This window comes from Streptomyces capillispiralis (genome assembly GCF_007829875.1).
Classification (GTDB): domain Bacteria; phylum Actinomycetota; class Actinomycetes; order Streptomycetales; family Streptomycetaceae; genus Streptomyces; species Streptomyces capillispiralis.
This window is the reverse complement of record NZ_VIWV01000001.1, coordinates 2,656,082-2,675,979: the sequence shown is the minus strand read 5'-3', so window position 1 is coordinate 2,675,979 and position 19,898 is coordinate 2,656,082. Positions and strand designations below refer to the sequence as shown.

Sequence of the window (19,898 nt, the reverse complement as noted above, 5' to 3'; positions counted from 1 at the left end):
AGCGCCGGTCGGTGGAACGGCTTTGGGCTGGAGCTGCTTTGGCGTGAGTGATCATGGCCCCGTAAGCTTCCGGCGCGTCGGGCAGTCTGTGGACCTGCCCGGTAAAGCACGACGTTGGGGCCATGATCTTCGAGGCTCGCGCCAAAGTGGCTGCCTAAAGCCGTGGAGACGACCGCCCGAGCCACGACGCACCCCTTCTCTGACGGCAAGTGGCTGATTGCTGTGTGCGCGGCACGGGTGCCGGCCGGGCTGGAGCGGGGCGGAGACTGGAGCGCAGGCCCGGTCGGGGGCCGGGCCGCGCGCGGGGAGCGGAGCGAGCCGCCTTGAACCAGTAGAGAAAGTTGTAACTCAGTCTGCGTGGTGGGGCTTGAAGCTTCGTGCGCATGCTGGGAGTTCGGCGTCCTGCCGGTGTGTGAGGGGCAGGAAGAGCACGGGGCGGATCGCCCAGATGATGCGGATGTCGGCATGGGTGATGGTCACGGTGCAGGATTCGGAGCGCATCAGGGCTCTGCGAGTTTCGGCGCGCTCTTCGTACAGCCACGTCCATGCTTCGTCCGACGCGTCGGAGTCGAGTGCCGGTGAGATGGTGCGGAGAGCGATGGCGACCCAGCGGTCTGCCTGGGGTGCCGAGTAGGCGTCGAACGATGCCAGGCGCGCCGGTTCTTCTGTGCCGGTGACTTGCTCGGTCCAGCATTCGCACCAGTAGCCGCGGGTGGGTCCGTTCATGGGGTCGCTCCCGCCGGGTAGGCCAGCAGCACGTAGCGGGTGCTTTCGTCGTACAGAGTGAGTTGGTAACCCGTGCCGCTGGTCAGGTAGGCGAGGGCTCGTTCGTGTTCGGCCTCATCCGTCAGCCAGTGCAGGCCCGGCTGTGCGTATGCGGCGTCGAGCTGGTCGGTGATGTGCTGCGTGCGCTCGCGTAACCAGCGCAGTGCCAGGCGTGGGCTCGTGGCGTCGTGTGATCCCAAGGGGATGGAACGGACCTCGTTCAACGGGTAGGCGGCGGCTCGGCACCGGTAGGGGAAGGGCCGGCTGCCTGTGCTCGGCGCTGTGGGGGGAGCGGATGTCAGCACGGGTGCCCTCCTGCCGGGCCGGCATCGGTGAAGAGTTCTGCAGTGACCGTGTGGCCGCCGTGGCTGCCGTGGACGACGACCCGGTGAGCGAGTGCGCTGACCATGCCCAGGCCCCGGCCGTGCTCCGCCTCCTGGTCCTGGTGCTCGACGTTCGGTGCGGTGCCGGTGCCTCCGTCGTCCGTGACGGACAGGGCGATCACCTGCGGGGAGACCGCGAGGGCCAGGTGGAAGCTGCCGGAGGTCTGGCCGCTGGCCGTATGGAGGATCGCGTTCGCGCTCAGCTCGCTGACGATCAGCTCGGCGTCCTCCGCCAACGGCGATCCCCGCAGGATGTCGCGGGTCCAGCGACGGGCCCTGCTGACCTCTTCCGGAAAACCTGGGCAACTGAGCCCCCAGACCCGGGCGCTACTCGTATACTCGTGCATACAAGTTCCTTCATGCTGGTAGGCCGCCATGTGCAGCGGGTTCGGACTAGACGAGTTTCACGCCGTCGTGGGCGCGGACGGCCGGCGGGGACGCCGCGTCGAGTGCGTCGAGGACGCGGATCGCGTATGCCTCGTCGGCGAGTTCGATGACTTCTTCGCGGGTGGCCCAGCGCAGTGCGCGGGTCTCGTCCCCCGTGGTGGGAGTACCGTCGGCCGCCTGGCAGCGGAAGACGAGGGAGACGATCAGGCCCGTCATGTTCTTGTAGACGCCGGTCAGGGTCGCGGGAAGCTCGATCTTGATGCCGGTCTCTTCGAGGACTTCGCGTTGAAGGGCTTCGAGGATGGTTTCCTCGCGTTCGAGGACTCCGCCCGGCGGTTCCCAGTGGCCGTTGTCGCGGCGCTTGATCAGCAGGGCCCGGCCTTGGTCATCGACGATGACCCCGGCAACACTCACGGAGTGCGGGCGTTCTGTGCTCACGTTCCTCGGCCCTCTCGGCTGGCTAGGCTCTCCACCGTAGCAACAACACTCGCCCACTCGTCTAGATACCTAAAGGAGTACGCGTGACGTCTCTACCGAGCATTCTCGGTGGCCTCGACCCGACCAGTGATCGTGCCGTCTTCCGGCAGATCGCCGACCAGCTGCGCGAGGCCATCGACCGTGGGCGATTCAAGGAGGGAGAGAAGCTGCCCTCTGAAGCTGAGCTGGTCGAGCACTACGGGGTGTCCCGGATGACGGTCCGGAACTCCTTCTCGATCCTCCAGGGTGAGGGCCTGGTGCACGCCGAGCACGGCAAGGGCGTCTTCGTCCGGCCCCGGCCGCCGGTCCGGCGACTCGCCCCCGATCGATTCGCCAGGCGCCACCGTGAGCAGGGGAAGTCCGCGTTCATCGTGGAGGCCGACGCCGCCGGCAGTCACCCGAAGGTCGACAGCCTGGAGGTGAAGGAGGAGAAGGCCAGCCAGGACATCTCCACCCGGCTCGGCTCCGTGCGGCGCGTGCTCGCCCGGCGCCGCCGGTACCTGCTCGACGGCCGCCCGGTCGAGTTCGCCACGTCGTACCTGCCGCTCGACATCGCCCGCGGCACGCCGATCGCCGAACCCAACCCCGGCCCCGGCGGCATCTACGCCCGCCTCGAGGAACTGGGCCACCAGCTCGACCACTTCGAGGAGGAGATCCGGGCCCGGATGCCTTCGCCGTCCGAGGTGAAGACGCTGCAACTGGCCTCCGGTGTGCCCGTGATCCACCTCATCCGTACGGCCTTCGACACCGCAGGGCGGGCTGTGGAGGTCTGCGACACGGTGATGGCAGCCGACGCGTACGTCCTCTCCTACCAGCTCCCGGCGACCTGATCGGCGGTGCGCGAGGCCACTTCTCCGGACTCGTACACCTCCTCCCGCATACTCGTATAGACGAGTGGCCAAGTTGTGTGGCAAGGTGGTCCCCGTTCCCGGCGTCGTCGGGTTCGAAGGATGCATCTTGTCTAGACGAGTAGATGGGAAGAAGCCTTGCGCACCATCCGTGTGGAGACCTCGGCCGCGACGATCCTGCTGACCGAGGCGCCCGAGCCCAAGGTCCGCGACCGGCAGTCGGGCGAGATCGCGAAGGACGCCGTCAGCGGTGAGGCGCTGATGACGATCGGCGTCGTGTACATCGAGGAGGGGGAGTCGTCCCTGATCAAGGTGACCGTTCCGGAGAGCGGGGTAGCGGAAGGGCTCGCCCTCGGCGCCCCGGTCTCCCTGCCGGGCCTGGTCGCCCGGCCGTGGGAGAGCGTGTTCAACGGCCAGCAGCGCCACGGCATCGCCTTCCGGGCCGCCGCCGTCACTCCGGCCGCCTTCCCGGCCGCCATGGGGGCCACGGCCTGATGACCGATCTGACAACCCTTCTGGAGGTGGGTGGTCCCGTAGCCGCGCTCGGCGGTGGGGCCGCCTACGCCCGGGCGCGACACCCCGGCGTCTACTGGTCCACGGTCGGCTTACCGGTGTCCACGGTCCGGCTGCTCAGCTCCTACGGCTCCGTAATGGAGGCGTGCGGGCTGACGGTGGCCCCCTCCCGGCTGCGGGTCCTGGCGGTCAAGGCCACCACTCGCCGCGAGGTCCGGCCCGTACCACCGCGCCGGGGGATCATCCGACCGACCACGACGGGGCTGCGGGTCCGCCTGCGGCTCGCCCCGGGGCAGGAACCCGCCGACGTGGCCGCCTCCGCCGAACGACTGCGTCACGCCTGGGGCGTCCACGCCGTCTACGTGACCACGGTCAAGCCGGGCGTGGTCGAACTGCGGCTCGTCGGCTTCGACGTGCTGCGGCGGGTGCGCATGCCACGCAAGCTCCGCCCGGACCTGCTCCGGGTGCCGGTCGCGCTGCGCGAGGACGCCACTCCGTTCGTACGCGACTACCGCACCGTTCCGCACCAACTCACCCTCGGTGCCACGCTGTCCGGCAAGTCCATGTACCTGCGTCACCTCATAGCGGGTCTCGCCCGTCAGCCCGTCGCCCTGGTCGGCATCGACTGCAAGCGGGGCGTGGAACTGGCGCCCTTCGCTCCGCGCCTGTCGGCGCTCGCCACCGACCCGGAGCAGGCCGCCGAACTGCTGCCCGTGCTCATCAAGGAAATGGAGGACCGGTACGACCTGATCAAGGCCCGGCAGGGCATCGCGCCGAACACGCCGGACGAGGAGATTACCTCCGACATCTGGGGCCTGCCCGAACACGAACGCCCGGTGCCCGTCGTGCTGTTCGTCGACGAGGTGGCCGAACTCTTCCTCGTCGCCACGAGGAAGGACGAGGAACGCCGGGACGAGATGGTCACCCAGCTCATCCGGCTCGCCCAGCTCGGCAGGGCCGCCAGCATCTACCTGGAGGTCTGCGGCCAGCGCTTCGGCGCCGAACTCGGCAAGGGCGCGACCATGCTGCGGGCCCAGTTGACCGGCCGCGTCTGCCACCGCGTCAACGACGAAGCCTCCGCCAAGATGGCACTCGGCGACATCGCCCCCGAGGCGGTCTCCGCCGCCTGCGCCATCGCCCCCGAACGGCCCGGCCTTGCCGTGGCCGGTGACACCTCCGGCGGCTGGTCTCGCATCCGCACGCCGTACCTCTCCCTCGGCGACGCGGCCGAGACCTGCCGCGAGTCGGCCGACCTGGTCCCCGACCTGCCCGCGCTCAAGCCCTTCCGGCCCGACGCGCCCCTACAGCCTGCTGAGACACCGGGCCCGGTCGTGCGGCCCCGACCGGTGACCGACTGACCCGCGTCCCCGCTCATTCCCGGCCGGCGTGACCGCCTCACGCCATGTCCCTACCCCTCCCATGCCCGAACCCGGAAGGAGCCGCAGCATGCGAGCCCACCTGGCCCGCGTCGACGCGGTGCTCGTCCAAGCGGTCATCGCCGCCGCGCTGTCCTTCGCCCACCTGCACGACGTCGCCTTGGCGGCCGGACAGGACGGGTGGAAGGCGTGGGCCTATCCCGTCTCGGTCGACCTGCTGCTCGTCGCCGCCTGGCGCCGTCTGCGGTCCGGCGACGCGAAAGCGGCCGGGTGGTGCTGGTTCCTGATCGCCCTCGCCGCGTCGCTGGGCGCGAACGTCGCCACCGCCGGGCTGCTCGACCTGGACCATGTGCCGGCCTGGCTCCGCATCCTCGTCGCGGGCTGGCCCGCGGTCGCCTTCCTCGGCGGAACCCTCCTCGTTCACTCGTCGCCGACCACGCACGACGAGACCAGTGACGCCGCGGGCCAGGAGGCGCCCGAGGACATCGAGGACCAGGAGAACGCGCCCGATCCCGCGCCGGAACCTCCGGCGCCTCCGGCAGTCGAGTCGGCACCGACCCCTGCGCCGGCACCGCCGCCGGTCGCCGTCCCGGCCGCCCTGGTCGAGCACGCCCGCAAAGTCGCCGCCGAGCACCATGCCCGCACCGGAACGGCCATCGACACCCCGACCCTGCGCGCCCGCCTCGGCGTCCCGCCGCCCATGGCCGACGCCATCGCCGCCCACCTCTGAAAGGAGCCCCACATGAGCGCCAACCGCCGCTTCCGCTCCGTCACTCGCATCGGCCCCGTCCAGGTCGGCACGTCCTACGACGGCCGCGGCCGGGAGAAACACACCGCCGCCTGCACGGCCCCGCGCTGCGGCTTCTCCGCCGACTACGACAGCCGCGCCGCCGCCGAGCTGGCCGCCCGTACCCACCGCTGCCCCGTCCGCTGAAAGGAGCCGCACACCGTGACCGTCAGCCTGCCGCTCGTCGTCCTCCTCGGCCTCTTCGCCTGGGGAGCGGTCAAGTTCCTCGGTGTCCGCACGTGGATCGTCGTCCTGATCGCCCTCTTCGGCTTCTGGCTCTCGGACACCTTTCTGGCCCCGGCCATCGAGTCCGGCACGCGCTCCAAGCGTGGACATCGTCAACGGCTCACATGACTAGACGAGTAGGCAAGGAGAGCTTCGCCGTGTTCCTGCCCAAGTACCCCGACAGCCCGACGCCGCCGCCCGCGCACCCCCACACCGTGGCCGACCAGATGCCCGCTCGGCGGCCGGCTCCTCAGATCTCCGTCAGCACCGGAGCGGTCGCGGCCGTCCTCGTCGGCGGCGTCGTGCTGACCGCGCTCCTGGCCGCCGTCGCCGTCACGGCCGTCTCCGTGGCCGTCGCCGCCGTGGTCCTGCGCTCGCTGCTGCGCGACCAGCACCGCCGCTGACGCACCGGACCCCCGGGGCGGCCTCGATACCGCCAAGCATCCGCCGCCCCGGGGGCCGTCTCCCTCCAGCCGAACCGAAGGAGAAAGCCATCATCACCCGCGCCACTCCGCCTCCGCTCCGCGAACTCGGCGAACTGGCCGCCCTCGGCACCATGCCCGCACTCCTGCGCCAGCTCGCCGGCCTCGGAGGCTGCACGCACCCGATCCGCCTCGACGGCCACCGCACCGAGTACGCCGTAAACACCCGCACCGGCGAGATCGGCAACGTCCTCCACCACCTCGACTCCTCCAACCTCCCGGCCGGTCACCTCCTGGTTCGCTGCAACAACCGCCGCACCACCCGGTGCGCGGCCTGCGCCGAGGTGTACCGCCGCGACACCTTTCACCTGATCACCTCCGGGCTGCGCGGCGGCAAGGGCGTCCCCGAACGTGTCGCCGCCCACCCGCGCGTCTTCGCCACCTTCACCGCGCCCGGCTTCGGCCCGGTCCACAACCGCCCCACCGGCCCGGCCGGGTCGGTCCGCCGCTGCCGCTGCGGCGCGCTCCACGACCAGGACGACCGCGCCCTCGGCACCCCGCTCGACCCGGACACCTACGACTACGAAGCGGCCGTCCTCTGGAACGCGCACGCCGGTCCGCTGTGGCGGCGCTTCTCGATCTACCTGCGCCGGGAAGTCGCCAAGCGCGCCGGCCTCACGCAACGGGCCTTCCGCGAGTACGCCCGGGTGTCCTTCGCCAAGGTCGCCGAGTACCAGAAGCGCGGGGCCGTTCACTTCCACGCCGTCATCCGCATCGACGGCCCCGAGGGCGGCGACACCCCACCTCCCGCCTGGGCCACCGCCGAACTGCTCACCGACGCCATCCGGGCCGCCGCTGCCGCCGCCCGCGTGGACGGCCCGGTCGTCGACGGCCGGGCCCATGCCTTCGCCTTCGGCCGTCAGCTCGACGTTCGCACCATCCGCTCGGCCGACTTCGACGGAGGCCAGGAGCTGACCGAGCGGGCCGTCGCCGCGTACATCGCCAAGTACGCCACCAAGGGCGCCGAGACGGCGACGGGAGCTCTGGACCGGCCGCTGAGGTTCCTCGCCGAACTCGCCCAGCTCGACATCAGCGACCACGCCCGCCGGCTGATCCGCACCGCCTGGACCCTTGGCGCCCGTAAGGACCTCGAACACCTCCGCCTGCGGGCCTGGGCCCACATGCTCGGCTTCCGCGGCCACTTCTCCACCAAGTCCCGCCGCTACTCCACCACCCTCGGTGCCCTCCGCGATGCCCGCGCCGACTGGCGCCGCGCACAGGCCCTGTCAGCGGACGGGGCCGCCCCGGACACGACCCTCGTTCTCGCGCACTGGGTTTACGCCGGAACCGGTCTCACCGACGCCGAAGCCTGGCTCGCCGAAAGCCTCGAACCCGCCTCCGGAACGGAAGGAGAACCGACATGGACCACCGTCGCGACGAGCTGATGACTGTTCGCCAAGTCTTGGATGAGCTGGGCGGTGTTTCTCGCCGGACGTTCTACCGGTGGCGTGAGCTGGGGCAGGGGCCCGCTGCTTTCAAGCTGCCCAATGGGGAGCTCCGGGTGTGGCGGAGTGACTTTACCGCCTGGCTGCGGCAGTTGGAGGCGGCGGCGTGAAGTCTCTCGACGTAAAGGTGTGGGGTGTTCGGAAGAGGAACACCAAGAAGCCGTCCTATGACGTTCGGTGGACCGTTGCCGGGAACGTGTTCTCCGAACAGTTCCGCACCAAGGGGCTTGCGGACCATTACCGTTCCAAGCTGCTTCGCGCCGCTCATGCCGGTGAAGAGTTCGACACAGAGACGGGGCTGCCCGATTCGATGGTCGAAAAGGCGGCCTCGATGACCTGGTACGCCTTCGCTCTGAAGTACCTCGCCATGAAGTGGCCGCACGCGGCGCCGAACACGCGCAACGGGATCAATGAGGCCTTGACCGCCGTGACGATGGCCCTCCTCGACGAGCGTCCGGGGCAGCCGTCCGAGGAACTGATCAGGAGGGCGCTCCGTAACTGGGCCTTCGTCCTTCCCGGACCGGACGAGCGTGAATTGCCGACCGAGATCGCGAACACCTTGCACTGGGTGGCCAAGACGTCGCGTCCGCTCTCGGACCTCGGTGACGCTGCGATCGGCAGGGCCGTCCTGGATTCGCTCAAGCTGAAGCTCGACGGGACGGCGGCAGCCGCGGAGACCGTCCGGCGCAAGCGTCGAACACTCGTCAACGCGCTGCACTATGCAGTGGATCTCGGGGAGTTCAAAGAGAACCCGATCACGGGCATTCGCTGGAAGAAACCGAAGGTGACCGGGGAAGTCGATCCCCGGGTGGTCGCCAATCCCACACAGGCCCGTTCCCTGCTGACTGCGGTCTCGTATGTCGGTGGGTACGGCCGGGCGCGTGGCCGCCGCCTCGTCGGCCTATTCGCCTGCATGTACTACGGCGCCTTGCGTCCGGCTGAGGCCGTCGGCCTCACCGATGCGGACCTGAAGCTGCCCGAGGCCAGCTGGGGAACGGTGCTGCTGAATCGGACGCGTCCCAGCGTCGGGAAGCAGTGGACGGACTCCGGTGAGACCCATGACGATCGGGGCCTCAAGAACCGCCCGGCGGAAGAGGTCCGGCTCGTCCCGATCCCGCCCCAGCTCGTCGCCATCCTCCGGCAGCACCTCGACATGTTCGGTACCGCCGAGGACGGGCGGCTATTCACCAACGAGCGTGGGGGAGTGGTCGGCTCCTCGACGTACTACCGCGTCTGGCAGGAGGCCCGTGCGCTGGCGCTCCCGCCGGCCGTGGTCGCCTCACCGCTCGCGGTTCGCCCGTATGACCTCCGGCACTCGGCGCTGTCGACCTGGCTCAACTCTGGGGTGGACCCGACAGAGGTCGCCGAGCGTGCGGGCAACAGTGTGGAGGTCCTGCTGAGCCGCTACGCCAAGTGCATCGACGGACGACAGGAGATCGCCAACCGCAAGATCGAGGAGTTGTTGCGCGAGTACGAGTGATCACGCGCGCGTAGGCCGTGAGCCCTCCAGCCCGCTCGGGCTGGAGGGCTTCGTCATATCTCGGCCGTGTGCCGTCGGCCGTTGGTTGCTGGCTGCACCTGTCGCGTCGTGTTTTGTCCCGCTGGTGGTCGGTTGTCCCAAGGGATCTGTCCGGTTCGCGCTCTACGCCTGGAGTGCCGGGCTCGCGACCCTCACGGTATGGGGGTCTTAGAGGAGAAGCCGCGGCGGCTGGGTGGTGGGCAGTCCCGCTGCCCGCGATGCGGGCTGTTAGGGGATCGGGTGGCGACACTCGAACACGAATGGGTGCTGCTGGAGCCGGACATGCATCCGCTGGCTCACACGGTGCCGGCGGACCACCGATGGATTGAGCTGTCCGACGGGCGGGTGACGGTCTACGGGGTGTGTCCGCCGGATCAGTTCCAGCGGTGCCGTATCGAGCACCGTCTCGCCTGCCCGGCACAGCCTCTACCGGATCTGTGGCCGTGGTTGACGACCCTGAGAGGGGAGAACGCGCGGCGGGCAGAGCGCCAGAAGGATCCGGAGCCGCCTCCGGCTCCGGAAGAGTGGCCAGACGCTGGCTGAGGGGCACTTCGAAAACCTTGAGGCTGACCAGGGGCGATGCCCCAAGATCCTGTCCACGAATAGTCCACAAGCCTCGACATACGGCCGCTCCGGGCGGCACACGCCTGCACATACGCGAAGACCCCGTTCTCAGCGTTTCCGCTGGTGACGGGGTCTTTGGGCACCTCATGCAGGGTGCCCCCGGCAGGATTCGAACCTGCGCACACGGCTCCGGAGGCCGTTGCTCTATCCCCTGAGCTACGGGGGCGTGTCGGTCGCGGTGATCGCGGCGACGGGTAGAACACTACCAGTTCCGGTGGGGTGGTCATGAACCCGTTTTCCGGTGGGCGGGCGTCGGTCCGGAGTGCGGGGTGTCGCCCGTGCGGAGTGGAAGTGGGCAAACGCCGGACGCGGTGGCCGGTCCGCACCTACTCTCGAGTTGTGCCAGGCGCGTCGGTCCGGGTTCTTGTTGTGGACGACAACAAGGTCATCCGGCAGTTGATCAGGGTCAACCTCGAGCTGGAGGGCATCGAGGTCGTGACCGCGGCCGATGGTGCCGAGTGTCTGGAAGTCGTCCATCAGGTGCGGCCCGACCTCGTCACCCTCGACGTCGTCATGCCGCGGCTGGACGGGCTCCGGACGGCTGCCCGGCTGCGTGCCGATCCCCGTACCCGTGACCTTCCGCTCGTCATCGTGAGCGCCTGCACCCAGTGCGAGGTGGAGGACGGGCTCGATGTGGGAGTGGACGCCTTCCTCGCCAAGCCCTTCGAGCCGGCGGAGCTCGTCCGGCTCGTGCGGGAGTTGATCGTGGGGCGGCGCGGAGGTGGCGCGGACCGCCTCGGGCGGGTGCGCGGGCCCGGGGACGCCGAGCCGGCCGCCGGGCACGCCGGAGGGTGAGAGCGGGCGGTGCCCGCCCGGCCGGCGGGGTCGTCCACATCCCGGGACCGCGGGCAAACCGGTTCGCCTACCCACCCCCCTCCTCCCCTACGCTTGTCCCGTGACCCCCGTCGAGCTCTCCCGCACCGTGCTGCACGCGGTGCGCCGTGCCGTCGACGAGGGGGAGCTGGCCGTGGACGTGCCCGAGCGGGTCGTGGTCGCGCCGCCGGGGCCCGGCGGGTGCGGTGATTACGCCACCAACGTCGCCCTGCAGCTCGCCCGGCCGGCCGGGCGGCCCGCGCCGCGCGTGGCCGAGATCCTGCGGCCGCACCTGCTGCGCAGCGGCGGCATCACCGACGTCGTCGTCACCGGACCCGGGTTCATCAACATCAGCCTGCGCAGCGGCGCGCCCGTCGCCCTCGTGGAGGAGATCCTGCGGCGCGGTGCGGAGTACGGACACTCCGACGCCCTCGCCGGGCAGGTCCTCCGGCTCCACGCGGCCCGTGAGGTCCGGGCCGTCGTCCATCTCGACGTCCTCTGCCGTCTGCTCCGTTCCCAGGGAGCCCTCGTCCGCGCCACGTGGGAGGGTGCCGATGAGGGGGCGGCGGGGGTGGCGTGGGCCAGTGGGCTGGGTGTGGTGCCGAGCGGTCTTCCCGACGGTCCCGGGGGGTGCGGTGACATCCGGGGTGATCTGAGTGTTCGGGGTCGGATCGACATCCGTCCCGTTCCCGCCCCGGCCGACCCGCTGCCGCTGGGCCGGGATGCCGGGCGGTGGGCGTTGCTGTACCCCGCCCCGCACGACCGGCCGCGGATCGGTGACGAGCACCTCGTGCAGCGTGAGAGCAATCCGCTGTTCCGTGTCCGGTACGCGCACGCCCGTACGCGGGCCCTGCTGCGCAACGCCGTCGACGTCGGCTTCGCCCCCGAGCCGGGGCCGGAAGCGGTGGACGGCGACGCTCAAGCGCTGCTGCAGGCCCTCGCCGACCACCCCCGCATCCTCGCGGGTGCCGCCGCCCACCGTGCGCCCGACCGGATCGCCCGGCATCTGGTCACCGTCGCCGACGCCGTGCTGCCCCTGCTTCCTGCCGTGCTGCCCCTCGGTGAGGAGAAACCCTCGGCCGCCCACCGTGCCCGGCTCGCCCTCGCCGAAGCCGCCGGGACGGTGCTGGCCGGTGGCCTGTCCCTGCTCGGCATCGACGCACCCGATCACCTCTGAGAGAGTCCAGAGAGACACCGACATGAGCCGTTCCGCACACCCCGCCGGGCCCCGTCACGCCGACGTCCTTCCCGAGGGGCACTACTCCGCACCGCCCGCTGATCTCAACGCGCTCGACCCCAAGGTGTGGTCCGAGACCGTCACCCGGGCCGAGGACGGTGTGCTCACCGTCGGCGGGATCGACGTCAAGCGGCTCGCCGAGGAGTTCGGCACCCCCGCCTACTTCCTCGACGAGGCCGACTTCCGGGCCCGGGCGCGGGCCTGGCGCACCGCGTTCGGTGACGACGCCGACGTGTTCTACGCCGGCAAGGCGTTCCTGTCCCGTGCCGTCGTGCGGTGGCTGCACGAGGAGGGGCTGAACCTCGACGTGTGCTCGGGCGGCGAGCTGGCGACCGCGCTGTCCGCCGGGATGCCCGCCGAGCGCATCGCCTTCCACGGCAACAACAAGTCCGTGGGCGAGATCCGGCGGGCCGTCGAGGCCGGGGTCGGGCGGATCGTGCTCGACTCGTTCCAGGAGATCGTCCGGGTCGCGCACATCGCGCGGGAGCTCGGCAAGCGGCAGCGGGTGCAGATCCGTATCACCGTCGGCGTCGAGGCGCACACGCACGAGTTCATCGCCACCGCCCACGAGGACCAGAAGTTCGGGATTCCGCTGGCCGGCGGGCAGGCCGCCGAGGCGGTGCGGCGGGCGTTGCAGTTGGACGGGCTGGAGCTCATCGGGATCCACTCCCACATCGGGTCGCAGATCTTCGACATGTCGGGGTTCGAGGTCGCCGCGCACCGGGTGGTCGGGCTGCTCAAGGACATCCGGGACGAGCACGGCGTCGAGCTGCCCGAGATCGACCTCGGCGGCGGGCTCGGCATCGCGTACACCAGCGACGACGACCCCCGTGAGCCGCACGAGATCGCCAAGGCGCTGACCGAGATCGTCACCCGGGAGTGCGACGCCGCGCGGCTCGCCACCCCGCGGATCTCCGTCGAGCCGGGGCGCGCCATCGTCGGCCCGACCGCCTTCACGCTCTACGAGGTCGGCACCATCAAGCCGCTCGACGGGCTCCGGACGTACGTCTCCGTGGACGGCGGGATGTCGGACAACATCCGCACCGCGCTGTACGACGCCGAGTACAGCGTCGCCCTCGTCTCGCGCACCTCGGACGCCGAGCCGATGCTGTGCCGTGTCGTGGGCAAGCACTGCGAGAGCGGGGACATCGTGGTGCGTGACGCCTTCCTGCCGGGGGACCTGGCACCCGGTGACCTCATCGCCGTACCGGCGACCGGGGCGTACTGCCGGTCGATGGCCAGCAACTACAACCACGTCCTGCGGCCGCCGGTCGTCGCCGTCAGGGACGGCGAGGCGCGCGTGATCGTCCGGCGGGAGACCGAGGAGGACCTCCTCCGTCTCGACGTCGGATAGTGGACCCGTCCGGTGTCGGACAGCCGGACCCGTCCGGCGTCGGACGTGCCGGGAAGATCTTCGGTCTTCCCGGTGCAGAAAAATGAAATAGACGTCTCACGATCCGGACCAGGGGCAGAAAGTCCCGTTCGGTGAGTGAGACTGGTGCAACCGAGACGGTAATCAGGAAACGAGGTCGGATGATGCGTACGCGTCCGCTGAAGGTGGCGCTGCTGGGCTGTGGAGTGGTCGGCTCAGAGGTGGCGCGCATCATGACGACGCACGCCGACGACCTCGCCGCCCGCATCGGGGCACCGGTGGAGCTCGCGGGCGTGGCCGTGCGCCGGCCCGACAAGGTGCGGGAGGGGATCGATCCCGCCCTGGTCACCACCGACGCCACCGCGCTCGTCAAGCGCGGCGACCTCGACATCGTCGTGGAGGTCATCGGCGGCATCGAGCCTGCCCGTACGCTGATCACCACCGCCTTCGAGCACGGCGCCTCCGTCGTCTCCGCCAACAAGGCGCTGCTCGCCCAGGACGGTGCCGCGCTGCACGCCGCCGCCGGTGAGCACGGCAAGGACCTCTACTACGAGGCCGCCGTCGCCGGCGCGATCCCGCTGATCCGCCCGCTGCGCGAGTCGCTCGCCGGCGACAAGGTCAACCGGGTCCTCGGTATCGTCAACGGCACGACGAACTTCATCCTCGACAAGATGGACACCACCGGCGCCGGCTACCAGGAGGCGCTCGACGAGGCCACCGCCCTCGGGTACGCCGAGGCCGACCCGACCGCCGACGTCGAGGGCTTCGACGCCGCCGCCAAGGCCGCCATCCTCGCCGGGATCGCCTTCCACACCCGCGTGCGCCTCGACGACGTCTACCGCGAGGGCATGTCCGAGGTCACCGCCGCCGACTTCGCCTCCGCCAAGGAGATGGGCTGCACCATCAAGCTGCTCGCCATCTGCGAGCGGGCCGAGGACGGGGCGTCGGTCACCGCGCGGGTGCACCCGGCGATGATCCCGCTCAGCCACCCGCTGGCCTCCGTGCGCGGCGCGTACAACGCCGTGTTCGTGGAATCGGACGCCTCCGGGCAGCTGATGTTCTACGGGCCCGGCGCCGGTGGTGCGCCGACCGCCTCCGCCGTGCTCGGCGACCTGGTCGCGGTGGGCCGCAACCGGATCACCGGGACCACCGGACCCGGTGAGTCGGCGTACGCCGCGCTGACCGTCTCGTCGATGGGCGAGGTCGTCACGCGCTACCACATCAGCCTCGACGTGGCCGACAAACCGGGTGTCCTCGCCCAGGTGGCGACCGTGTTCGCGGAGCACGGTGTCTCGATCGACACGGTGCGCCAGCAGGGCAAGGACGGTGAGGCCTCCCTCGTCGTCGTCACCCACCGTGCGTCCGACGCGGCCCTCGGCGGGACCGTCGAGGCGTTGCGCAAGCTCGACACCGTGCGTGGTGTCGCCAGCATCATGCGGGTTGAAGGAGAGTAACCAGCAATGACCCACCAGTGGCGCGGAATCATCGAGGAGTACCGGGACCGGCTGCCGGTCTCCGACACCACGCCGGTCGTGACGCTCCGTGAGGGCGGCACGCCGCTCGTGCCCGCGCAGGTGCTCTCCGAGCGCACGGGCTGCGAGGTGCACCTCAAGGTCGAGGGCGCGAACCCGACCGGGTCCTTCAAGGACCGCGGCATGACGATGGCCATCTCCAAGGCGAAGGAGGAGGGGGCCAAGGCAGTCATCTGCGCCTCCACCGGCAACACCTCCGCCTCCGCCGCCGCGTACGGGGTGCGCGCCGGGATGGTGTCCGCCGTGCTGGTGCCGCAGGGCAAGATCGCGCTCGGCAAGATGGGCCAGGCGCTGGTCCACGGCGCGAAGATCCTCCAGGTCGACGGCAACTTCGACGACTGTCTGACGTTGGCCCGCGCGCTGAGCGACAACTACCCGGTGGCGCTGGTCAATTCGGTCAATCCGGTGCGTATCGAGGGGCAGAAGACCGCCGCCTTCGAGATCGTGGACATGCTGGGCGACGCCCCTGACATCCATGTGCTGCCGGTGGGCAACGCGGGCAACATCACCGCGTACTGGAAGGGGTACAAGGAGTACGCCGCCGACGGGGTCAGCACGCGGACGCCGCGCATGTGGGGCTTCCAGGCCTCCGGCAGTGCCCCGATCGTGCGCGGTGAGGTCGTCAAGGACCCGTCGACCATCGCCACCGCCATTCGCATCGGCAACCCCGCCTCCTGGGACTTCGCGCTCGCCGCGCGGGACGAGTCCGGCGGCGCCATCGACGAGGTGACGGACCGTGAGATCCTGCGCGCCTACCGGCTGTTGGCCTCGCAGGAGGGCGTCTTCGTCGAGCCCGCGTCCGCCGCGTCGGTGGCCGGTCTGCTGAAGGCCGCCGAGCAGGGCAAGGTCGACCCGGGGCAGCGGATCGTGTGCACCGTCACCGGCAACGGTCTGAAGGACCCGGACTGGGCCGTCGCCGGAGCGCCGCAGCCGGTCACCGTCCCCGTCGACGCGGCGACCGCCGCCGAGCGGCTGGGTCTGGTCTAGCGTCCGCCCGGCCGTTCCCGTCCGCCTCGCGCGGCGACGACGGGAACGGCCGGAGGGGGCCCTCGGCGCCCCCCGGCGCGCCCCGCGGTCCCCGGGACCGCGGAACCGCAAAACCGGCGTAAGGGCGCGCTCACCTGGGAAGGTCACCCCCAGGGGGTGCACAGGGGGCTTACGACACGCATCGTGCGCCTCCTGTGCGCCCTATGTCGCCGGTGAACCGTCCTTCGATAGGCTGTACCGAACCCGCCCGCCGCATATGCCGCGGAAGTGCGTCGTCTCCGTGGTCCGGCAAGGGGCCCGGAGCGGCCCGGAAAGCGGCCGGCCACCCCGGCCGGCGGCGGCCCCAGGGTCTCGTACGTCATCGAATGTCCATCGAATGTCATTCGACAGTCACGCAGCTCAAGGAGAGTCTTCGAGCGATGGCCGGTCCCGCCTTCCGCGCCGCCGCCGTCCGGGTGCGCGTCCCCGCCACCAGCGCCAACCTCGGCCCGGGCTTCGACGCCCTCGGCCTCGCGCTGGGCCTGTACGACGACGTGGTCGTCCGGGTGGCCGACTCCGGGCTGCACATCGACATCGCCGGCGAGGGCGGCGAGACCCTCCCGCGCGACGAGAGGCATCTGCTCGTACGCTCCCTGCGCACCGCCTTCGACCTGCTCGGCGGACAGCCGCGCGGCCTCGAGATCGTCTGCGCCAACCGCATTCCGCACGGCCGGGGCCTGGGCTCGTCCTCGGCCGCCATCTGCGCCGGGATCGTCGCCGCCCGCGCCGTGACGATAGGGGCCGAGGCCAAGCTCGGCGACGCCGCCCTGCTCGAACTCGCCACCGAGATCGAGGGCCACCCCGACAACGTCGCGGCCTGTCTGCTCGGCGGTTTCACCCTGTCCTGGATGGAGGGCGGCTCGGCCCGCGCCATCAGGATGGAGCCCGCCGATTCCATCGTTCCGGTGGTTTTCGTGCCGGGGAAGCCGGTCCTCACCGAGACCGCGCGCGGACTGCTCCCGCGCACCGTCCCGCACGTCGACGCCGCCGCCAACGCGGGCCGTGCCGCCCTGCTCGTCGAGGCCCTCACCCGGCGCCCCGAGCTGCTGCTGCCCGCCACCGAGGACCGTCTGCACCAGGAGTACCGCGCCCCGGCCATGCCGGAGAGCGCCGCCCTGGTGGAGCGGCTGCGGGGGGACGGGATCCCCGCGGTGATCTCCGGCGCCGGACCCACGGTCATGGCGCTGGCCGACGCCGACACCGCCGACAAGGTCGAAGCACTGGCCGGCAACGACTGGGCCGCCAACCGGCTCGGTCTCGACGCGCGGGGAGCGAGCGTGCTTCCGCTCGCCACCTGACACGGTTGCCGGATTTGGAGAGGGGGAATGTTTGTTGGATCCGGTAGTGTTAATCTCAAGTCTGCACCCGACCCCACCATGGCGAGGTGCCTCGTGTCCCCGTCCGGGACAGACATTCTTCCGGGAGCCCCCCAAGCCGCACTGTGTCCTCTGCTTCGTACGCGGGCAGTACGTCGTACGCGGGCACTGCACGGCCTGACGGTGGGGGTACCCCCTCTGGGGGAGCTCCGGAACCGGTGCGACCACGCCACGTGACACTGGGTGCCACGGCTCGAGGAAGCGCCATCACCAGATATCTCTTCCGCCGCTTAGGCGGACCACCGCCCTGGCACGGTTCACAGAGCAAGGACCGATGCCGGACAGCACAACCGGTCGCCGAGCCAGACAGGCCGACGTCCGCTCCAGGGAAGGACCCTTCGTGAGCGACACCACCGATCTGATGGGCGCACGTGTCGAGGAGACCGCTGCCGCGCCCGCCACGGACGCTTCCGCGCCTGCCACCGGTGCCGGCTCCCGGCGGCGCCGCGGTACCGGCCTCGAGGGCATGGTGCTGGCCGAGCTGCAACAGGTCGCGTCCGGCCTCGGCATCAGGGGCACCGCGCGGATGCGCAAGAGCCAGCTGATCGAGGTCATCAAGGAGGCGCAGGCCGCCGGAGGCGCCGCCCCGGCCAAGGCCGAGTCCGCCACCGAGACCAAGCCCAAGCGCCGCGCCACCTCCCGGACCCGCACCGGCGAGAGCGCCGAGAAGAAGGCCGGCGCCAAGGACGAGCAGGCCCCCGCCGAGAAGGCCGCGGCCCAGCAGCAGATCGAGATCCCGGGCCAGCCCTCCCCGAAGGCGGCCGCCCCGGCCGAGCAGGCCGACGAGGCCGCTCCCGGCGAGCGCCGGCGCCGTCGCGCCACCGCCGACGCGGGTGCTCCCGCCGCGACCGAGACGGTCACCGCCGAGGCGAAGGCCGAGCCCAAGGTCGAGACCCCCGCTCAGCAGGGCGACGGCAAGTCCGACCACGACGGCGAGGGCCGCCGTCGCGACCGCCGTGAGCGCGGCCGCGACCGTGACCGCGGCGAGCGCGGTGACCGTGACCGGGGCGAGCGCGAGCGCGGCGACCGTGACCGGGGCGAGCGCGACCGCGGTGACCGCGGCGAGCGTGAGCGGGACCGCGGCGACCGTCGCGGCAAGGGCGACGACCAGCAGGGCCAGGGCCGTCAGCAGGGCCAGCAGGGCGGCGGCGGCCGTCAGGACGACGGTTACGACGACGACGGGGGCGGCCGCCGTGGCCGTCGCGGCCGCTACCGCGACCGCCGTGGCCGTCGTGGCCGCGACGAGATCGCGTCGTCCGAGCCGCAGATCAACGAGGACGACGTCCTGATCCCGGTCGCGGGCATCCTCGACATCCTCGACAACTACGCGTTCATCCGCACCTCCGGCTACCTGCCCGGCCCGAACGACGTGTACGTCTCCCTCGCCCAGGTCCGCAAGAACGGCCTGCGCAAGGGCGACCACATCACCGGTGCCGTGCGTCAGCCGAAGGAGGGCGAGCGCCGCGAGAAGTTCAACGCGCTGGTCCGCCTCGACTCCGTCAACGGCATGGCGCCCGAACACGGCCGCGGCCGCCCGGAGTTCAACAAGCTCACCCCGCTGTACCCGCAGGACCGCCTCCGCCTGGAGACCGACCCGGGCGTGCTGACCACGCGGATCATCGACCTCGTGGCGCCGATCGGCAAGGGCCAGCGCGGTCTGATCGTGGCCCCGCCGAAGACCGGCAAGACCATGATCATGCAGGCGATCGCCAACGCGATCACCCACAACAACCCCGAGTGCCACCTGATGGTCGTCCTGGTCGACGAGCGTCCGGAAGAGGTCACCGACATGCAGCGGTCGGTCAAGGGCGAGGTCATCTCCTCGACCTTCGACCGCCCGGCCGAGGACCACACCACGGTCGCCGAGCTCGCCATCGAGCGCGCCAAGCGCCTGGTGGAGCTGGGCCACGACGTCGTCGTGCTGCTCGACTCGATCACGCGTCTGGGCCGTGCGTACAACCTCGCCGCCCCGGCCTCCGGCCGCATCCTGTCCGGTGGTGTCGACTCGACCGCCCTGTACCCGCCGAAGCGCTTCTTCGGTGCGGCCCGCAACATCGAGGACGGCGGCTCGCTGACCATCCTCGCCACCGCCCTGGTGGACACCGGGTCCCGCATGGACGAGGTCATCTTCGAGGAGTTCAAGGGCACCGGCAACGCGGAGCTCAAGCTCGACCGCAAGCTCGCCGACAAGCGCATCTTCCCGGCGGTGGACGTCGACGCGTCCGGTACCCGCAAGGAAGAGATCCTGCTCGCCCCCGACGAGCTCGCCATCGTCTGGAAGCTGCGCCGGGTGCTGCACGCCCTCGACCAGCAGCAGGCGGTCGAGCTGCTTCTCGACAAGATGAAGCAGACGAAGTCGAACGCCGAGTTCCTGATGCAGATCCAGAAGACGACGCCGACGCCGGGCAACGGCGACTGACGTCCCGCCTTTCCGCGAAGGGGCCGCTCCCGCGAGGGAGCGGCCCCTTCGCGTGCGCGAGATCTTCGCCACAGGGGCGTACGCCGTCACGGTGGCCGCACGCCGGCCCCCGGCGGCCGGAGCCGCAGGTCACGCAGGCGTTCGCCGGGTGCGCGCGGAGCGCCCCGGGGGCGGCCGGGCACAGGTCCGGCACAGGAGCCCGTGCGACCCTGTGCCCCGGTTTCCCCGTCCGAGCCGACAGCGTCCGGCGGGTGGCGTACGGGCCGTGACGGGCCCGGCCGGCGCCGAGCAC

The 19,898-nt window shown here is 70.9% G+C and carries 21 protein-coding genes, 1 tRNA gene and 1 pseudogene; 18 read left to right on the top strand and 5 right to left on the bottom strand.

Features of this window, described 5'->3' with window-relative positions; all coding sequences use genetic code 11:
- Nucleotides 1–348: 348 nt before the first annotated feature.
- The 4 genes from FHX78_RS10910 to FHX78_RS10895 are packed head-to-tail and all read right to left on the bottom strand — an operon-like array spanning nucleotide 349 to nucleotide 1,949.
- Entirely contained in the window at nucleotides 349–726 is a 378-nt protein-coding gene (locus FHX78_RS10910; protein WP_145867247.1) for a hypothetical protein, read from the bottom strand.
- Nucleotides 723–1,070 (bottom strand): hypothetical protein, encoded by a 348-nt coding sequence (locus tag FHX78_RS10905; protein ID WP_145867246.1) that lies wholly within the window; start codon nucleotides 1,068–1,070, stop codon nucleotides 723–725. The genes FHX78_RS10910 and FHX78_RS10905 overlap by 4 nt, the downstream gene beginning before the upstream one ends.
- Complete coding sequence (locus tag FHX78_RS10900; RefSeq protein WP_145867245.1) at nucleotides 1,064–1,495, bottom strand: ATP-binding protein; 432 nt, start codon at nucleotides 1,493–1,495, stop codon at nucleotides 1,064–1,066. Before FHX78_RS10900 ends, FHX78_RS10905 begins: the two co-directional genes overlap by 7 nt.
- Nucleotides 1,496–1,541: 46 nt before the next feature.
- Nucleotides 1,542–1,949: an NUDIX hydrolase gene (locus tag FHX78_RS10895; protein ID WP_145867244.1), complete on the bottom strand. Its 408-nt coding sequence runs from the start codon at nucleotides 1,947–1,949 to the stop codon at nucleotides 1,542–1,544.
- Nucleotides 1,950–2,056: 107 nt separating this feature from the next.
- Here FHX78_RS10895 and FHX78_RS10890 point away from each other — a divergent pair, with 107 nt between their 5' ends.
- The 11 genes and pseudogenes from FHX78_RS10890 to FHX78_RS37400 all read left to right on the top strand — a co-directional run bounded on the left by FHX78_RS10890 (nucleotide 2,057) and on the right by FHX78_RS37400 (nucleotide 9,750).
- Nucleotides 2,057–2,842: a GntR family transcriptional regulator gene (locus FHX78_RS10890; RefSeq protein ID WP_145867243.1), complete on the top strand. Its 786-nt coding sequence runs from the start codon at nucleotides 2,057–2,059 to the stop codon at nucleotides 2,840–2,842.
- A 156-nt stretch (nucleotides 2,843–2,998) separates the two neighbouring features.
- Nucleotides 2,999–3,355, top strand: a complete 357-nt coding sequence (locus FHX78_RS10885) for an SCO3933 family regulatory protein (protein ID WP_142194055.1) — start codon at nucleotides 2,999–3,001, stop codon at nucleotides 3,353–3,355.
- Nucleotides 3,355–4,731 (top strand): FtsK/SpoIIIE domain-containing protein, encoded by a 1,377-nt coding sequence (locus FHX78_RS10880; protein WP_145867242.1) that lies wholly within the window; start codon nucleotides 3,355–3,357, stop codon nucleotides 4,729–4,731. The genes FHX78_RS10885 and FHX78_RS10880 overlap by 1 nt, the downstream gene beginning before the upstream one ends.
- An 88-nt stretch (nucleotides 4,732–4,819) precedes the next feature.
- On the top strand, nucleotides 4,820–5,479 hold the full coding sequence (locus FHX78_RS10875) for a DUF2637 domain-containing protein (protein ID WP_145867241.1): 660 nt from the start codon (nucleotides 4,820–4,822) through the stop codon (nucleotides 5,477–5,479).
- Nucleotides 5,480–5,491: 12 nt separating this feature from the next.
- Entirely contained in the window at nucleotides 5,492–5,683 is a 192-nt protein-coding gene (locus tag FHX78_RS10870) for a mobile element transfer protein (RefSeq protein ID WP_004986816.1), read from the top strand.
- 15 nt (nucleotides 5,684–5,698) lie between these two features.
- Nucleotides 5,699–5,894, top strand: a pseudogene (locus FHX78_RS10865) (hypothetical protein).
- 25 nt (nucleotides 5,895–5,919) lie between these two features.
- Entirely contained in the window at nucleotides 5,920–6,165 is a 246-nt protein-coding gene (locus FHX78_RS10860) for a SpdD protein (protein WP_145871849.1), read from the top strand.
- 152 nt (nucleotides 6,166–6,317) lie between these two features.
- Complete coding sequence (locus tag FHX78_RS10855) at nucleotides 6,318–7,628, top strand: replication initiator (RefSeq protein ID WP_145867240.1); 1,311 nt, start codon at nucleotides 6,318–6,320, stop codon at nucleotides 7,626–7,628.
- Nucleotides 7,604–7,798 carry a helix-turn-helix transcriptional regulator gene (locus FHX78_RS10850; RefSeq protein ID WP_125536445.1) on the top strand — a complete coding sequence of 65 codons (195 nt, stop codon included), beginning with the start codon at nucleotides 7,604–7,606 and terminating at the stop codon, nucleotides 7,796–7,798. The genes FHX78_RS10855 and FHX78_RS10850 overlap by 25 nt, the downstream gene beginning before the upstream one ends.
- On the top strand, nucleotides 7,795–9,168 hold the full coding sequence (locus FHX78_RS10845; protein WP_145867239.1) for a tyrosine-type recombinase/integrase: 1,374 nt from the start codon (nucleotides 7,795–7,797) through the stop codon (nucleotides 9,166–9,168). The genes FHX78_RS10850 and FHX78_RS10845 overlap by 4 nt, the downstream gene beginning before the upstream one ends.
- 198 nt (nucleotides 9,169–9,366) lie before the next feature.
- On the top strand, nucleotides 9,367–9,750 hold the full coding sequence (locus FHX78_RS37400) for a DUF6083 domain-containing protein (RefSeq protein ID WP_229923854.1): 384 nt from the start codon (nucleotides 9,367–9,369) through the stop codon (nucleotides 9,748–9,750).
- Between the two features lie 175 nt (nucleotides 9,751–9,925).
- Here the strand turns inward: FHX78_RS37400 and FHX78_RS10835 are convergent.
- Nucleotides 9,926–9,997, bottom strand: a tRNA-Arg gene (locus tag FHX78_RS10835).
- Between the two features lie 59 nt (nucleotides 9,998–10,056).
- Here FHX78_RS10835 and FHX78_RS10830 point away from each other — a divergent pair.
- The 7 genes from FHX78_RS10830 (at nucleotide 10,057) to rho (ending at nucleotide 19,606) form a co-directional block, all read left to right on the top strand.
- A complete protein-coding gene (locus tag FHX78_RS10830; protein WP_145871845.1) occupies nucleotides 10,057–10,626 on the top strand; it encodes a response regulator in 570 nt (189 codons plus the stop codon).
- 100 nt (nucleotides 10,627–10,726) lie between these two features.
- Complete coding sequence (gene nrtL, locus FHX78_RS10825) at nucleotides 10,727–11,821, top strand: ArgS-related anticodon-binding protein NrtL (protein ID WP_145867238.1); 1,095 nt, start codon at nucleotides 10,727–10,729, stop codon at nucleotides 11,819–11,821.
- 22 nt (nucleotides 11,822–11,843) lie between these two features.
- On the top strand, nucleotides 11,844–13,235 hold the full coding sequence (gene lysA / locus FHX78_RS10820; RefSeq protein WP_145867237.1) for a diaminopimelate decarboxylase: 1,392 nt from the start codon (nucleotides 11,844–11,846) through the stop codon (nucleotides 13,233–13,235).
- Nucleotides 13,236–13,414: 179 nt separating this feature from the next.
- On the top strand, nucleotides 13,415–14,707 hold the full coding sequence (locus FHX78_RS10815) for a homoserine dehydrogenase (protein ID WP_167531737.1): 1,293 nt from the start codon (nucleotides 13,415–13,417) through the stop codon (nucleotides 14,705–14,707).
- Between the two features lie 6 nt (nucleotides 14,708–14,713).
- Nucleotides 14,714–15,772 (top strand): threonine synthase, encoded by a 1,059-nt coding sequence (thrC, locus tag FHX78_RS10810; protein WP_145867236.1) that lies wholly within the window; start codon nucleotides 14,714–14,716, stop codon nucleotides 15,770–15,772.
- A gap of 419 nt (nucleotides 15,773–16,191) precedes the next feature.
- On the top strand, nucleotides 16,192–17,109 hold the full coding sequence (gene thrB / locus FHX78_RS10805) for a homoserine kinase (protein WP_145867235.1): 918 nt from the start codon (nucleotides 16,192–16,194) through the stop codon (nucleotides 17,107–17,109).
- Between the two features lie 418 nt (nucleotides 17,110–17,527).
- The gene (rho, locus tag FHX78_RS10800; protein WP_145867234.1) at nucleotides 17,528–19,606 is read left to right on the top strand and encodes a transcription termination factor Rho; all 2,079 of its coding nucleotides are present in this window, start codon (nucleotides 17,528–17,530) and stop codon (nucleotides 19,604–19,606) included.
- Nucleotides 19,607–19,898 lie beyond the last annotated feature (292 nt).

Excerpts from the sequence above, each read along its gene's own strand:
- FHX78_RS10910 (WP_145867247.1), bottom strand. The coding sequence starts at position 726 with ATGAACGGACCCACCCGCGGCTACTGGTGCGAATGCTGGACCGAGCAA.
- FHX78_RS10900 (WP_145867245.1), bottom strand. The coding sequence starts at position 1,495 with ATGCACGAGTATACGAGTAGCGCCCGGGTCTGGGGGCTCAGTTGCCCA.
- FHX78_RS10880 (WP_145867242.1), top strand. The coding sequence starts at position 3,355 with ATGACCGATCTGACAACCCTTCTGGAGGTGGGTGGTCCCGTAGCCGCG.
- FHX78_RS10875 (WP_145867241.1), top strand. The coding sequence starts at position 4,820 with ATGCGAGCCCACCTGGCCCGCGTCGACGCGGTGCTCGTCCAAGCGGTC.
- FHX78_RS10870 (WP_004986816.1), top strand. The coding sequence starts at position 5,492 with ATGAGCGCCAACCGCCGCTTCCGCTCCGTCACTCGCATCGGCCCCGTC.
- FHX78_RS10855 (WP_145867240.1), top strand. The coding sequence starts at position 6,318 with ATGCCCGCACTCCTGCGCCAGCTCGCCGGCCTCGGAGGCTGCACGCAC.
- FHX78_RS10850 (WP_125536445.1), top strand. The coding sequence starts at position 7,604 with ATGGACCACCGTCGCGACGAGCTGATGACTGTTCGCCAAGTCTTGGAT.
- FHX78_RS37400 (WP_229923854.1), top strand. The coding sequence starts at position 9,367 with ATGGGGGTCTTAGAGGAGAAGCCGCGGCGGCTGGGTGGTGGGCAGTCC.
- FHX78_RS10830 (WP_145871845.1), top strand. The coding sequence starts at position 10,057 with ATGAACCCGTTTTCCGGTGGGCGGGCGTCGGTCCGGAGTGCGGGGTGT.
- lysA (WP_145867237.1), top strand. The coding sequence starts at position 11,844 with ATGAGCCGTTCCGCACACCCCGCCGGGCCCCGTCACGCCGACGTCCTT.
- FHX78_RS10815 (WP_167531737.1), top strand. The coding sequence starts at position 13,415 with ATGATGCGTACGCGTCCGCTGAAGGTGGCGCTGCTGGGCTGTGGAGTG.
- thrC (WP_145867236.1), top strand. The coding sequence starts at position 14,714 with ATGACCCACCAGTGGCGCGGAATCATCGAGGAGTACCGGGACCGGCTG.
- thrB (WP_145867235.1), top strand. The coding sequence starts at position 16,192 with ATGGCCGGTCCCGCCTTCCGCGCCGCCGCCGTCCGGGTGCGCGTCCCC.